The organism is Pseudanabaena yagii GIHE-NHR1 (assembly GCF_012863495.1).
GTDB lineage: Bacteria > Cyanobacteriota > Cyanobacteriia > Pseudanabaenales > Pseudanabaenaceae > Pseudanabaena > Pseudanabaena yagii.
In genome coordinates, this window is sequence record NZ_JAAVJL010000001.1 from 3,319,794 (window position 1) to 3,334,625 (window position 14,832).

A 14,832-nucleotide genomic window follows, 5' to 3' on the forward strand; every position below is an offset into this window, starting at 1 on the left:
AAAATCTGGTTCTTGTTAGAACTGTTGCTGGAAAATTGTGGGAGCATTGACACGAAATGGCTCTGCACCTAAAGATGTAGGATCGATCCGCCAACGTTCTTCCTGAGTGCTATATTCTGCAAGCTTCTGATCGCGTCGATTGTGTAGTAACACATTAAAATTTTGTTTTTGGGCTTCTGTTCCTAACTTAAATAGAAAACTAAATCTTGTTAAATAATCAGAAGCTGCCCATCTGGTCGTATTAACGGTGACGATCGCTTTTTTGGTTTCAGGATCAATTGTAATTTTCTCGACCCAACCTTCTTCTAACCGTTGGGTTTTCCACCAGAGACTGGGTTCGACTAGCTGCTGTGGAATATTAATATTCTCTTCTGCGGATGCTGAGGAACTAGCGATCGCGATCGGGGCGATCGCGCTAACTGCAAGTCCTAAGAGAATGTGATTGATAACTGGTTTGGCAACCATCCTGAACCTCAATAATACGATCTTCAGCATTCACCTGATTATATAGCAATCATCAATGATTCGAGAGAGGGTTCGATTTCACTGGAGTAGTACAGAGAAATTTTTGAAAGCGCGGCGAAGCCGCGCTTTCAAAAATTTCTCTGGGTTTCAAGTCCGCGCAAAGCGCTGTAAGCACTCATTTGAAAACCGCTATAAATAATTAAGATGGGGGGCAGAGATTTAGACGGTCTTCTGGCGATATTTGTTCCTAATAAACAGAGTTTTGTGGGAGGCTTTGCCTCACCACAAAACTCTTATTTGACTCGCTCAATGCCGCGATCTAGCACTTCATAGTAAAGGGGCAAATATCCTGATTTAATGCCGCCATCTTCCTTGGCTTTGTCCAAATTGCCACTGAGGGTATGACTATTATGAACACTGTAAATTTCATAGCGATCGCCAATAAATACATAGTCCGCAACATCGGTAAACTCTTCACCCTTGACCAGTTGCCAATGATCATCAGCATAGACAAAGTGGTAATCGGCTAAGTCAGGGCTTGCGGATGGGCGCTCAACAGCAGCAGAGATTTCGGCAGTGTAATGGGGATTTTTGTCGCTGGGAGGAATAATTTTACTGGTGACGTTGCGATAGAAACAACTCTCGTTGTAGCAAAATCTCAGTTTTGCCATTTTGTTTTTGATAATTTCAAAACGATCAATGATTTGGCTAGAGTCGGGTTCTCTTGCGGCGGAGACATTATTGCTCAGGGAATTAGCAAAGGTAATTGCCAAACAAATGACGCAGATCAAAAAAATATTGACTAGCGATCGCCATTGTTTCCTGATCGGAAAATTGTTGATTGAAAAATTGCTGGCTATAAAACTCATATTTATATAACTTAATATAATTTAATAATATTCCTTTGATTCTAGCGATTTGGTCGAGCTTTGGATATAGCCAGCGCGATCATTTCCAGATTCTGTATGTACTAAAAAAACCAAAAATAGTCGGCGCAAAGCGCCGACTATTTTTGGTTTTTAATAGCTGCTGCTTGCTCTAGTAAAGACTCGGCAAAGGCGATCGCCTGACTTAGAGCAGGATCATCCGTACCTTGTTGAAGTACAGCTTTTCCTTTTTCCTTTTTCCTTTTTCCTTGCTCAGCACTTTTCCCTGAAGCGATTTGAGCCAACTCCTGTTTGCGATCTTCTAGTTCTAATAAACGAATTTGCACTTTTGTGCGATCGCCAACTACTTCCTTGCTGACATGAAAATGACGATCCGCGATCGCCGCAATTAGGGGTTGGTGCGTCACACAGAGGATTTGTGAACTACGGCTCAATTGCCAGAGTTGCGTGGCGATCGCTTGAGCAACTCGACCTGATACACCTGTATCAATTTCATCAAATACCATTGTCCCAACCTTGGCATGGCTAGATTCTGCATCGGCTTGGCTCTCCTGCCTAGTTTTCTGTTGCACAAAACAAGTTTTTAATGCTAGCAAAAAGCGGCTCATTTCCCCACCTGAGGCTGTTTCCGCCAGTGGCTGTAATGGTTCACCAAGGTTAGGACTAAATTCAAACACAATGTGATCGCTACCTAAAGCAGTTGGCTCAACTGGATAAAGACCAACTTGAAAGCGGACTTTTTCCATAGCTAACATTTTTAGTGCCTCGATTTGGGCTTTCTCAAGGGCGATCGCAGTTTGCCGCCGCAATTCTGTCAGTTTTTTGCAAGCCTTGAGTAAGCTCTGTAAATCCGACTCGGCTTTGCGCTCTAAGTCTTCAATAGAAATACTTTGATCGGTCAATTCTGCCAATTCATTTTGCAGTTTTTCCATATAGGCGATCGCTTCGGGGAGCGTGCCATATTTACGGCAAATTTGCTTGATTTGATTAATTCTCTGCTCAATGGTTTCCAACTGTTCTGGATCAGAATCAAGACGATTAGCGTAATTATTAATCTGTCGCCCTGCTTCTTCTACTTGGGCAAGGGCACTAGATACTAATTCTAGAATTCCTTCTGCTTCGCGATCAAGCAATACCATCTCTGTGAGAATCGATTCTGCTTGCCCTAGGAGATCAGCACAGGCATTACCACTATCATTCTGATAGAGCGCTTCATACACTGCATAGCCTTGCTTTTGCAATTCGACGCTATGGGCTAGGCGATTGCGATCGCTTTCGAGTTGTTCCAATTCATCGGGATCTTCAAGGTTTGCGGCGGCAAGTTCCTTGAGTTGATAGCGCAACATATCCAAATGCTGCAAACGGTTACGCTCATTTTGTTGACGCTCAAACAGTGCCTTGCGTGATCGCTCCTTTGTCTCAAATAATTTTGCGACCTTTTGACGTTGTAATGAGATTGCCTGATTAAAGGCTTGGTCACCAAAACTATCGAGCAGTTCCCTCTGCTGAGCGGATTGACTCAGTAAAATTGTCTGACCTTGAGCCGTAATCTCAACAAGGCGATCGCGTAATTCTTGAATTTGTTGTTTATTAACTACCACACCGTTAACACGGGTGCGATTGCTCTTGATGGTAATCTCCCGACTGCAAATTAAAGTTTCCGCGTCAATGGCATCAATTTCTTGAGATTCTAACCATTGAGCGATCGCCTGATTTGTGGAAAAAGTTGCCTCAATATTGGCACGCTCTGCGCCATTACGAATTACTCGCGCAGATACTTTACCTCCAAGTGCTGCATCAAGAGCATCTAATACAATCGATTTGCCTGCTCCAGTTTCGCCTGTCAGAATATTTAGCCCTGCATAAAGATCTAGTTCTAAGCGATCGATCAGTGCAAAATTTTCAATTTTAAGACTCAGCAGCATAGTTTTTTCTAGATTCAGGAATGTGCACTACACATTCCTGAATTGTTAAATCGGCAAGGTTTCTCCATTGAGGAGACGCTTCGAGGCGCTCAGCAATTCTTCTTCAAGATAGGGCTTAGTGAAATAGCCTTTTGCTCCCAGTTGAATTGCGGTTTGACGATGGCGATCAGCTCCACGAGAAGTTAACATCGCCACAGGAATTTCTTTGAGTCGAGAATCCTTTTGTAATCTCGATAAGAGATCTAATCCATCCATCCGTGGCATTTCAATATCGCAGAAGATCATATCGCAAGGCAGTCCTGCACGGAGTTTTTCCCATGCATCCTGTCCATCCTTTGCTTGCTCGACGCGGTATCCCACTTTGGCAAAGGTCAATGACAATAGTTCACGTACCGTAATCGAGTCGTCCACAATCAGCACCGTTGGATCGACAGCAATATCTTCTTCAATAGGTGGTTGCAGCGTGACTCCAGAAGTAGAAGGACGGAGTCTACCACTAGCGATGTCAAACAGTTCTAAAACGTTAGCGATCGCCATGACGCGACCATCCCCTAGCACCGTTGCTCCCGCAATACCCGCAGGCTGAGGGATTGGTCCTTCTAACTGCTTGATTACAATTTCGTACTCGCCGAGGAACTGATCAACCTGTAGGGCAAGGTAACTAGTATCGTTACGCAGAATAATGATGCAGAGTTCATCGTTATCCTGCTTACCATAGATATTGCTACGGCTGAGATGGCGGCTATAGGAAAGTAAATTGGAGAGATGTTGGAATGGCAACACCGTATCGCGCCAAGGTAAGCATGGCTGACCTTTTTCGTTAAGCACGATTTGACTTTGAGGAACCTCTACCATGTCTTCAAAGCCGTCAACGGGGAAGGCAATACGAGCGCGATCGCTAATGCAGAACATCGCCTTAGAAATACTGAGCGTAAGTGGTAAGCGGATTGTAAAGGTGGTTCCTTTACCAACTAACGATTCCACAATAATTACGCCGCGAATTTCATCGAGACAGGTTTTGACCACATCCAGACCAACGCCACGTCCTTTAAACTCATCAGCCTCTGCTGCCGTGCTAAATCCTGCTTCAAATAATAGCGAGTAAACCTCGGTATCATTAAGGCGATCAACTTCCGATTGCGAACGTACACCTTTGGCGACTGCACTTTTCTTCACTTTTTCAGTGCTAATACCTGCACCATCATCACTGATTGAGATGACGGTCTGGTTACCTTGGTGATATGCCCGCACTGTGAGTTTACCTGCCGCAGATTTACCCGCTGCTTGGCGGGTTGCAGGATCTTCTAAGCCGTGATCGATCGCGTTGTTGACAAGGTGTGTGAGTGGATCGGTGAGAGATTCCAAAATAGCTTTGTCGATGAGAGTCTCGCGACCAAACACCTCCAAGTCAGCCTGCTTGCCACTCTTCAGTGCGCGATCGCGAATACCTCTAGGCAAGCGATCGGCAATCTGAGCAAAGGGAACCATGCGTGATTGTTTCAAGTCATCCTGCACTTGAGTAGTAATCGTTCCCAACTGACGAGTTACCTGATCGGTTTCACCCACCACAAACTCAATATCCGAAGCTGACTCACGAACTTTGACAATTAGCTCGATGATTTCCTGTGACAGAACGTGGAAGGTATTGTATCGGTCAAATTCAATCCCTTCAAATTCGCTACTAACAGCACTACTCGTACTTGCCCCATCACTAGAATAACCAGATTCAAAATTATTATATGAACGCCCGCGACCTGCGGTTAGAGATGCCTCTAGCAAAGAGCGATCGTACTGATCGCGCATCCTTTGGGATACATCACTAAGTAGCTGCACTTGATGCAATAGATTAGTAATAAACTGTTGTAGCCTTTCCTGCTCCTGTTCTAACAAGTTGCGGTTAACAACAAGTTCCCCAACTAAGTTATTTAAACTATCAAGGTATTTGACATCTACACGCATCGTTGAATCGGACAACTTAGGCTTACGGGTAGTGACAGGAGGACGCACAGGTGTTTTAGTCTTGATCGGTCCAACATCTGGAGCAAATCTTGACTGAAGCATACTTTCCAATTCGTCAAAGTCATCCTTCGGTTTGGTCGTTGAGGTAGATGGGAGAGTAGTAACCTCACGTTCTTTTGGTTTTGCAGCTACATTTGTCTCAAAACTTCCAGTATCACCTAATAGAGCTTCTAATTCGTCAAAATTCATATCATCAGAATTAATAGACTGCTGTCCATTGTCATGATTACTATGATGATTAGGGCTGGCAACTTCGTCGTTATTAGAGGTAATGAAATTATCTGATAAGCTACTAGCATCGCCAATCATGGCTTCTAAATCATCAAAATCAAAATTATCATCAATCCCATTTAACTCCTCTACTACTGATTGATTATCAATTGCCAAATTTTGCATTTCCACATAATCTGTCTCAGAATTTATAGAGTCTTGTAGGCTGGAACCATTTAGATCAGACATCTCATCAAACCCACCAAAATCTAAATTTTGGTTGTCATCAAAGCTATCGTTATTAATATTAGTTAATGACTCAGATGTAGTTAAGTCAGTAATATCGGAATCATCACCTTGAAAAAAGTCCACTAGGCTGTCGATCGTACTACCAGATGTAATATCTTCATGATCGTCGTCAAAGTTTATATCATCTTGTTGATCTTGTTGGATACTCGTTAGAGGTTCATCATTTGATTGCAGAGAATCCGATCTCAAATCATCAATAGCATTGAAAAAATTATTCTCCTCAAAATCATCTGCTAGACTACTCGCGTCACTTTGTGTAAGCGATCGCTCTTCATTAAAGTCAAATTCATTGTCTAGATCATTACCAAAATCATTAAAGTTATTCTCTAATATAGTCAGATCATCTTCATTCGCATTAGCAAATAAATTGACTAAATTATCAGATTTGTTTGCAGGTTCAGGCTCTTCAATTTGATTAAACAATTCGTCATTGATGTTTTCTAGAGAGCTTTCTAGAGAATTCGATGCAGCAGATATATCTGCAAAAGCGGAATTAAGATTTTCCTCAGTAAATGAATCAATAGTCTCATCTGCGACATCACCATTGATATTTACATCGTCGCTAATGCCTAAATCACTCCAATTATCATCAATCAATTTCTCGGCTAGATCTTCGGGCGATTCAGATGCATTAAAGAAATCACCTAATCCATCAATATCATCAGTAGTACTTAAATTATTTGATTCATTTTTACTGTAAACAGAATCAAGATTAGGTTCTTCCACATCCGCAAAGAAATCTCCTAATTCATCAGTGTTACTAATATCATGAGTACCAATATTTTGAATTGAATTGTCATTATCAGTGATATCACTAACAGCGCTATTAGAAATATCGTTAGACAAGCTAAAATCTGATGCCTCTACATCATCAAAGAAACCGCCTAACTCATCATCGCTAGTATTAATTTCTTGACTAATCTCTTCCTCATTACCAAAGAAATCACCTAAATCATCAGTAGTACTTAGTTCCTGCTCAACGCTTTCCTCATTACCAAAGAAATCACCTAAATCATCAGTGCTACTTAGTTCCTGCTCAACGCTTTCCTCATCACCAAAGAAATCGCCTAAATCATCAGTGGTACTTAGTTCTTGTTCAATACTGGTTGTATTAGAACTATCTTCGCCGAAAAATTGTAGATCTTCGGCACTGTCAATTATTTCAGAGGGGCTACTTGTCTCTGGAGCATCAGCAAACAAATCATCAATCTCATCAGTCTGCTCATTAATAGGTTGCTCATTAATATTGATTATGTCATCACTACTAATAGAGTTAGCAATTTCATCAAATTCATTGTTATCTGGAAATGCTGGCTCTTCACCCTGATGATCATTTTGATCAGTTACTGGGTGATCAATTACTGGTGATGCTGCTTCCTGTTCAAAGTCATCATTATCAAAGCCTAGCTCATCAAATATATTTAGTCCCGAAGTATCATTGGTATCAAAGTCTTCGCTACTTTCTATGGGCAGAGTATAGCTCTCTATAACATCTTTTTTGGGAGATGGGGTGTTTGCAAAATCTTCTATATCAGAAAGGTCAAAATCATTTTGATCTTCATTGCTAATGTTTAATGGTGTTTCTAGTAAATCGGCATCAATGTTGTCATTAATAGCAAAAGGATCTTCCTCTAACAATGGCATGTCTTCCTCTGAGATCGTTAAGGCAAATGGTTCATGGTTGTTAGTATCTGGAGCTTCTTCATCTTCATGCAAACTATTGATAGCATTCTCTTGTCTTGCTAATTCAGCGAAATATTCCTCACTAGATAGAGAGTTATCATCTTGAGCATCACTCAATATGCTTTCTGAGAATAATTCAGAAGATTCCTGTGGGCTACCTTCAGAGAAATCAAGGTCATCAATATTAATGCCTTCGGCATTTTCAGTATTAATATCACTGATTTGATCAATGATATCGATCCCTAAGTCAAAGTCGTCAAATTCTGTATCTATGGATTCCTCTTTAACCAAATCATCGATCGCTAAATCTTCTAGAATATCTGGAGTATTTTGTGTGATTAATTGATCCGTTGGATTGGATGTAATATCCATATCATCTGGGAATAAACCTTGAGAATCTTGATCCTTTGGAAATAAACCTTGAGAATCTTTACTTATGGTGCTAGCCTGCTCGCTAGTAGGAACCTCACCGAATAATTCCGCCAGATTAGAATCCTCTAATCCACGATTGCTAGCAGGATTATTGAGGTCTGTAGAGGTGTTGTCGAGTAAATCAGCAAATTCATCATGATTGTTGTTGAAGTTCTGTTCATTGCCATGCTTTGCTAGATTACTCTCGTTAGATTCGATGTCTTCCCAAGCAGAATCAAAGTCAATATCATCATTCTCAAATAAAGTGGCTAGGGACTTTAACTCTGATGCTCCAACCTTGGGACCATCAATATGTTGATTTTCAGTGATTTCATACTCACTGTCCATCCAATCCATTTGATCGATTTGTTCTTGAGGTATTTCTAATAGATCAAAGGCTTCTTCTTGTTCATTTTGATCACTAAATAGATCAATCTCATGTGCGCTGGAAGACTGTTGATCAACTGGATTCATAGAAGCCAAATCTAAGGCTTCATATTCTTCAGTTCCTAAGGCATCAAGTTGTAAGTCTTCTTCGATATCTATCGCTTTTGGAGATATATCAGGTGCGGTGGTAAAGATTGTGCTGACATCATCATCTTCTGATTCAGAAAAACGATAGGGTAAGAGGTTTTGAATTTGAGGTGATATGGCAATCTCAGCTTCTCGATTTGCCAAAACTAAGTCCTGAGCATCCTTTAGTTCGCGAATTACAATAGGCGCAAGAGTACGGTATGAGTTAATGGGATATGCGATCGCATTTTTGATCTGAGTAGCTAAATTCGTCCAATTGCTGAGTTCAAATCTGTCACCAACTTCTTGGAAGTAATTGCAAATTTCCTGTAACTGCGATCGACTATCCTGTGAATCTGTGCCGCGAAATAATTGCAGCATGTCGCGCATTTTATTAGTAACTTCTTCTTGAAAGATCGTCTTTTGAGAAGTAACTGGTTTAGATTCGACAATGCGCTGTTCTGATCTTTGTTCAACAAGAACAGGGGTAACTAATTCTTCATTAGAATTAGAAGTTAATTGATTAAGATAGGATTCCAATTCTGCAAAGACAGGCTTAACACGGTTACTGGTTTCTAGTGTTAATTCGTCAGATATACGAAACCCAATCTGTAATTCATCAAGCAATTCAGCTAGGGGATCAAATCCAGCTAATAGCAGGCTTTTTAGCCGCTCATCAACGTTTATTTTGGGATTCTCTTTGAGGATTTTAAAAAAGTCTTCTAATCGGTGAGCAACATGCTGAATACTCCCCACACCTAGCATCGCCGCCCCACCTTTAATCGAGTGAGCCGCACGAAAAAGCTCATTAATTGACTCAGGTTCATCTAAGATGTCCTGCAAGTTTAATACACCTTGCTCGATTGTCTGGAGATGTTCACGGGCTTCTTCAATGAAATAACCCATGATGCGCTGCTGTTGTTGTTCCGAGTTCATGACAGAATCCTCTCAAAGATTAGGGTATGAGTAGCTAGCTAAAGGCAATAGGACTAACGACCTCCCGTTTTATCACCTGAGTCAACGCGGAATCGTTCCACAGAATCTTGGAGGCTACGGGCAACACCTACAAGGTTTTGTAGTGAAGCAGACACTCTTTGAGATTCTTGGGATGTTTCTTGGGCGGTTAACTCAACTGACTGCATAACCTGTGATACGGTGCGTGAAGTCTCGGTTTGTTTAACGGTATCTTCGGTAATGGATAGTACTAGAGTTTCAATGCGGTGGGACACTTGGATAATATCGGTTAGGGACTGGCGAGCTTGTTCAGCGCGTTTAGTACCATCGATAACCTGTTGTGTGCCGACTTCCATCGCTTGTTGCACATTACTGGTTTCACTCTGAATTTGCAATACGATTTGTTCGATTTCCTTCGATGCTTTGGCAGCGCGATCGGCTAGCTGGCGAACTTCATCAGCAACGATCGCAAAACCACGACCTGCATCACCCGCTCTTGCTGCTTCAATACTAGCGTTAAGTGCGAGTAAGTTAGTACGCGAAGCAATCTGGGAAATCAAACCAACGATCTTAGAAATTTCTTGGGACGACTCACCTAGTCGTTTTACCTTACGAGTGGTTTCCGCAACCGTTTCGCGAATGTCGAGAATACCAGCTACGGTGCGTTCTACGGCTTCACCACCCTTAATCGCGGTTTCCGACGCAAGTTTTGCCACCTGATCCGCTTCACGGGCGCTTTCAGCTACACGCTGAATCGATTCCGTCATCATTTGCACTGAATTTAAGGTAACGCTTAGCTCTTCTGCTTGGCGTAATGCGTCTGATGACAAGCTGCGGGCAAATGCTTCATTTTCGCGAGAGCTTTCGTTTACCTGACGCGCCGCGATTTTTACTTGGTTAACAATTTCGCGCAGGTTTTGAATGGTGAGGTTAAAGGAGTCAGCAACCGCACCGAGGACATCGGCTGTTACCTCTGCCTGTACCGTCAAGTCACCACGCGCCGCACCTTCTACGTCGTCGAGTAAGCGGATTACCTGACGTTGGAGATCCTCTTTTGCCTGTTCTTGTTCGGCGGCTTTACGCTGTGCTTCGTTGGTGTTAGATACGATTGACTGAATCATCTGGTTAAAACTTGCGGCGAGTCTACCAAATTCATCTTCGCTATAAATAGAAGCCCTTGGAGTCATATCACCACGGATGACTGACTCAAACTGAGATTGTAAGTTTTCGGTTGATTGTTCGATCAGTCTCGATGAGCGTTTGCCCAATCCCCATGCCATCGAGCCACTAGCGATCGCTGCCGCCCCTGCCATCATCCAACCCGTATTTCTTACCTGTTCACGGGTTGAATTATCTTTGATTGAGCCGATCGCAAAGTTAGTTACTATACCTGCCGCTACCATTGCCACTACGCCTGAAGCGATCGCTGTGATCAGGGTCTTGGTTTTCAAAGGCATATTGTCAAAGGGAGAAAATAGCCCACCTTGCTCGGAGGCTTCGGCGGTGACATCCACACCACGCTTTGTGCCTACGGGGGAATTAATTGCTCCCAACCCAAATAGCTCTGCTTCATTGCCAGTTTGATTAAATCGTCCTGCTGAGATATCTGAGCCAACGACTGCTGTCGTATTAGTAGACCTGACTGAGGTAGCAAAGTCTTGACTACCAAAATCAGATATGGAGCGATCCGAAGCCATTTGGGTTGCGTCGGAATCACTGAACGAATTAGAAAAAGATGATTCACTAATGTCTTCAAAATCATCAAACTCATCCATGAACACAACATCAGTATCTGAGTTCAAGTTCCCAGATGTATTGTTGCTAGAAGATTTATAGTTGGAATTAAAGCTCCCTGAACCTGTGATTTGTGTCTCGGCACTATAGCCATAATCACTAGAGCCATTCATTGAAACATCAGAATTAAAATCATCAAAATCAAAATCGTTGGTGGTATGGCTATGTCCACCACTATCACCTGAAGACCAAGACCCCTGCATATAAGTTGATTGAGCGTTATAGCTATTGTCATTGTCATAAGCATATTGCTTATTTCTAAACTCGTCGTTTGACGAGCTAACCATATCCGCTAAGTTATTGTCACTATAACTATCATCGATATCTAATCTTTCCTTGGCAGCAGCAATGCCACTATGAGCATATTCAAGAATTGAATTGTCATCAGTTAGTTGTAAAACGGTTTCATATTCACCGATTGAATCTTGATAGCGTTCTAGGGCGAGATTAATATGAGCATGAAGTAACCGATACATAGGCTCACTAGGACATGCTTGGACAAGCTCCTGTGTTAATTTTGCAGCTTGATTGTAATCTCCTTGCATGTAGGCTAAGGAAGCCTTTTCGTATTCTTTTTGGTGCTGTGTACTTGATGCCATGTGCCTTCTCCTAAAATCCCTAAAATCTCTGCCATTTGCCCGAAACTATCTTGAAATCATCTATGATGCCCACCGTGCCGATCGCAAAATATTGACTTGATCTAGCAACTTTAGAGGCTCACTGCCTTCCATTATCCATTCACCTTTGATAAATGGAGCCATACTGTCAGTGCTGTTTCTAGAAACGGTTAGCTGGGAAGGGTCAAGCCAAGCCATGACACCAATTTGTTCTACTGCTAAACCTAACATCATGCCTTGATCCTCGATCGCAATGATAGAAATTTCTGCCCGATCTGTATTGACAGGAGGCACTTCTCCCAAAAACTGCCCGAGATCACCTACCCAGATAACTCTACCCCGAATATTAACTGTACCTAGCAGTAGGGGGGAGACATTTGGCATAGGGTTAATTCGATCTGGAGCAAATTCTAAAACTTGACTAACTCCAATTGCAGGCAAGGCAAATTCAATCCCAGAAGCTACAAAAAACCTTAAATGCAGCTCACCTTCTGGTGCTTCGATACCTTGGTCAAAGTCAGTCGCCTGATCTTGTCCGATGCCGGGGAAGAAATCTTGGTTTCCAACCATAATTTGGGAAGCTCTACCTTGCAAAATTGCAACTTTTGATGTCTTGAATTTTATAAGTTTTAAGCTTTAGAAAATCTTAAAGTATTGATGTTAATGAACCATCCCTGAATAATCAAGAATTGATTCAAGAATTGTTCAAGGTTTTAGCACTTGTACTGAAATTCTTAAGCTTTTCTAAGTAACTGTTTGACAGTCCCAACTAACTCTTGAGGCTGAAATGGCTTGGCAATATAGGCATCAGCGCCTTGCTTCATTCCCCAGTAGCGATCAAATTCTTCACCTTTAGATGAGCACATTACGACGGGAACGCGCTCAGTTTTAGGATCGGTTTTGATGCGACGGCATAGTTCATAGCCATTCATGCGGGGCATGACAATGTCCATAACTACGATATCTGGGCAACTGCCTTGCATTTGCTCTAGTGCTTCTATGCCGTCACCTGCTGTTTTGACGATTAAACCACTACCCTTAAGTAAGTCTTCAATCATTTCTCTCTGTGTGACACTATCTTCAACCACCAGAACTGTACTCATACATGAATGCCCCGATAGGATTCTTCCACTAGCAACTCACTCAACAACATATTAGTTAGGCTTATGTCAGGCAGTACAAAGATCTACCTACCATAGCTTCTAGATTACTATTTATTAAGTTAACGTTTAATTATTCATTAAACTGCTCATATTTTAGTCTCATTTGATAAAGACAATTCATTTAGAGCTGAAAGTCAAGACACAAAATAGCATGTATGGTGCTATGTGCTTGCATGAAAAACAAATAATTTACTGAAAATACCATAAAAACACAGGCTCAGAATAATTTAAAACTATAGGAGAGGGTTTGCTACGCAAACCCTCTCCTATAGTTTTAAAAGCCAGCCTAACCATAACATCAGGATTGGACTTGGACGCTACGATTTAGGTAGCTCGATCTAGCGTGCGGTATTGCACTGCTTCTGCCACATGCACTACTTGAATATTTTCAGTATTCGCTAAATCAGCGATCGTGCGCGATACCTTAAGAATGCGATCAGTGGCACGAGCCGATAAGCCTAGTCGTTTAATGGCTGCTTCTAAGAGTTCCCGAGAAGGATCATCTAATTTGCACCATTGGCGCAAGTGCCTTGATTGCATCTGAGCATTACAGTTAACCCTAGCCTCGCTTTGAAAGCGGTTTTGTTGGATTTTGCGAGATGCCTGTACTCTTTTTTTGACTGCACTAGAGTCTTCTCCCTCAGTTGATCGCGTCATTTCATCGGGCTTTAAGCGGGCGACAGTTACTTGGAGATCAATACGATCCATTAAAGGTCCTGATAGCTTTGCCCAATATTGCTCACGCTGACGTGGTGTGCAGGTACAGGGTTGGACAGCATCGCCATAGTAACCACATTGACATGGGTTTGTACTCGCGACTAACGTGAACTGTGCTGGGAAGGTAACAGATTGACGGGTACGGGAAATGCTCACAAATCCATCTTCGAGGGGTTGGCGCAAAAATTCCAATACGTCCCTTTTAAACTCAGTCAGCTCATCCAAAAAAAGCACCCCATTTGTTGCAAGTGTTATTTCTCCTGGGCGGGGAAAGCTGCCACCACCTACAAGTGAGGGACCTGAGGCGGAATGGTGGGGGCTACGAAAAGGGCGATCGCTAACTAAGCCCTTACCTTTTAATAATCCTGCGACTGAATGGATTCTGGTTACTTCTAGAGCCTCGTCGAAATTCATATTGGGCAAAATGCTAGGCAAGCGTCTTGCTAATAGAGTTTTGCCAGAACCAGGGGGACCAACAAAAATCAGGTTGTGTCCACCTGCGGCAGCGATTTCTAGGGCGCGGCGAGCATGTTGTTGACCTTTGACATCTTTTAGATCTAGCTTAAATTCGCTGTCATTCCATTTCATTTCAGGGTTAGCGACTACGGGTTGATATTTTTCGGGATGCGCCAGAAAATCACCAACCTCAGTAATACTTTGCAATCCATACACTGCTAAATCTTTGACAAGTGCTGCTTCTTGGGCATTTTCCTTAGGCACAACGATCCCAACCATGCCTAATCGTTTAGCCGCCGCTGTGATCGGTAGTACACCTGACACAGGTCGTAGGGAACCATCAAGGGAGACTTCGCCTAAGAATAAGTGATCACCTAATAACTGTGGATCAACTTGCTCGGAGGCAGCCAAAATACCAATGCTAATAGGTAAATCGAAAATTGGTCCCTCTTTGCGGAGATCGGCAGGGGTGAGATTAATCACGATTTTTCGCATTGGGAAAGCGTATCCTGCGTTTTTGATAGCAGCTTTCACCCGTTCTCGACTTTCTTGAACAGCAGTATCAGGTAATCCTACTAAGGTGATTCCGGGCAGTCCTCCAGATACATCTACCTCTACCCCTACCTGAATCGCGTCAATGCCTAAAATTGTTGCGCTCCAAACCCTTGCTAGCACTTTGTCCTATAAAACTAATTTTTATAAAATATTA

Annotated in this window: 8 protein-coding genes; all 8 read right to left on the reverse strand. The window is 42.4% G+C overall.

The genetic code is table 11. From position 1 onward, the window contains the following. Window positions 1-15 precede the first annotated feature (15 nt). Complete coding sequence (locus HC246_RS15130; RefSeq protein ID WP_169364110.1) at window positions 16-465, reverse strand: hypothetical protein; 450 nt, start codon at window positions 463-465, stop codon at window positions 16-18. Window positions 466-758: 293 nt separating this feature from the next. Beyond that, the gene (locus tag HC246_RS15135; RefSeq protein WP_169364111.1) at window positions 759-1,334 is read right to left on the reverse strand and encodes a hypothetical protein; all 576 of its coding nucleotides are present in this window, start codon (window positions 1,332-1,334) and stop codon (window positions 759-761) included. Between the two features lie 137 nt (window positions 1,335-1,471). Then, window positions 1,472-3,277, reverse strand: a complete 1,806-nt coding sequence (gene recN / locus HC246_RS15140; RefSeq protein WP_169364112.1) for a DNA repair protein RecN — start codon at window positions 3,275-3,277, stop codon at window positions 1,472-1,474. A 45-nt stretch (window positions 3,278-3,322) separates the two neighbouring features. After that, entirely contained in the window at window positions 3,323-9,358 is a 6,036-nt protein-coding gene (locus tag HC246_RS15145; RefSeq protein WP_169364113.1) for a hybrid sensor histidine kinase/response regulator, read from the reverse strand. Window positions 9,359-9,411: 53 nt separating this feature from the next. Beyond that, window positions 9,412-11,769 (reverse strand): methyl-accepting chemotaxis protein, encoded by a 2,358-nt coding sequence (locus HC246_RS15150; RefSeq protein WP_169364114.1) that lies wholly within the window; start codon window positions 11,767-11,769, stop codon window positions 9,412-9,414. Between the two features lie 60 nt (window positions 11,770-11,829). Continuing rightward, window positions 11,830-12,357 (reverse strand): chemotaxis protein CheW, encoded by a 528-nt coding sequence (locus HC246_RS15155; RefSeq protein ID WP_169364115.1) that lies wholly within the window; start codon window positions 12,355-12,357, stop codon window positions 11,830-11,832. Between the two features lie 164 nt (window positions 12,358-12,521). Continuing rightward, window positions 12,522-12,890, reverse strand: a complete 369-nt coding sequence (locus HC246_RS15160; protein ID WP_169364116.1) for a response regulator transcription factor — start codon at window positions 12,888-12,890, stop codon at window positions 12,522-12,524. 384 nt (window positions 12,891-13,274) lie between these two features. Then, a complete protein-coding gene (locus HC246_RS15165) occupies window positions 13,275-14,798 on the reverse strand; it encodes a YifB family Mg chelatase-like AAA ATPase (RefSeq protein ID WP_169364117.1) in 1,524 nt (507 codons plus the stop codon). Window positions 14,799-14,832: the final 34 nt, after the last annotated feature.

What these genes read in the sequence shown, in the direction of transcription:
- HC246_RS15135 (WP_169364111.1), bottom strand. Translation starts at nt 1,334, where the DNA reads ATGAGTTTTATAGCCAGCAATTTTTCAATCAACAATTTTCCGATCAGG.
- HC246_RS15130 (WP_169364110.1), bottom strand. Translation starts at nt 465, where the DNA reads ATGGTTGCCAAACCAGTTATCAATCACATTCTCTTAGGACTTGCAGTT.
- HC246_RS15150 (WP_169364114.1), bottom strand. Translation starts at nt 11,769, where the DNA reads ATGGCATCAAGTACACAGCACCAAAAAGAATACGAAAAGGCTTCCTTA.
- HC246_RS15145 (WP_169364113.1), bottom strand. Translation starts at nt 9,358, where the DNA reads ATGAACTCGGAACAACAACAGCAGCGCATCATGGGTTATTTCATTGAA.
- HC246_RS15160 (WP_169364116.1), bottom strand. Translation starts at nt 12,890, where the DNA reads ATGAGTACAGTTCTGGTGGTTGAAGATAGTGTCACACAGAGAGAAATG.
- recN (WP_169364112.1), bottom strand. Translation starts at nt 3,277, where the DNA reads ATGCTGCTGAGTCTTAAAATTGAAAATTTTGCACTGATCGATCGCTTA.
- HC246_RS15155 (WP_169364115.1), bottom strand. Translation starts at nt 12,357, where the DNA reads ATGGTTGGAAACCAAGATTTCTTCCCCGGCATCGGACAAGATCAGGCG.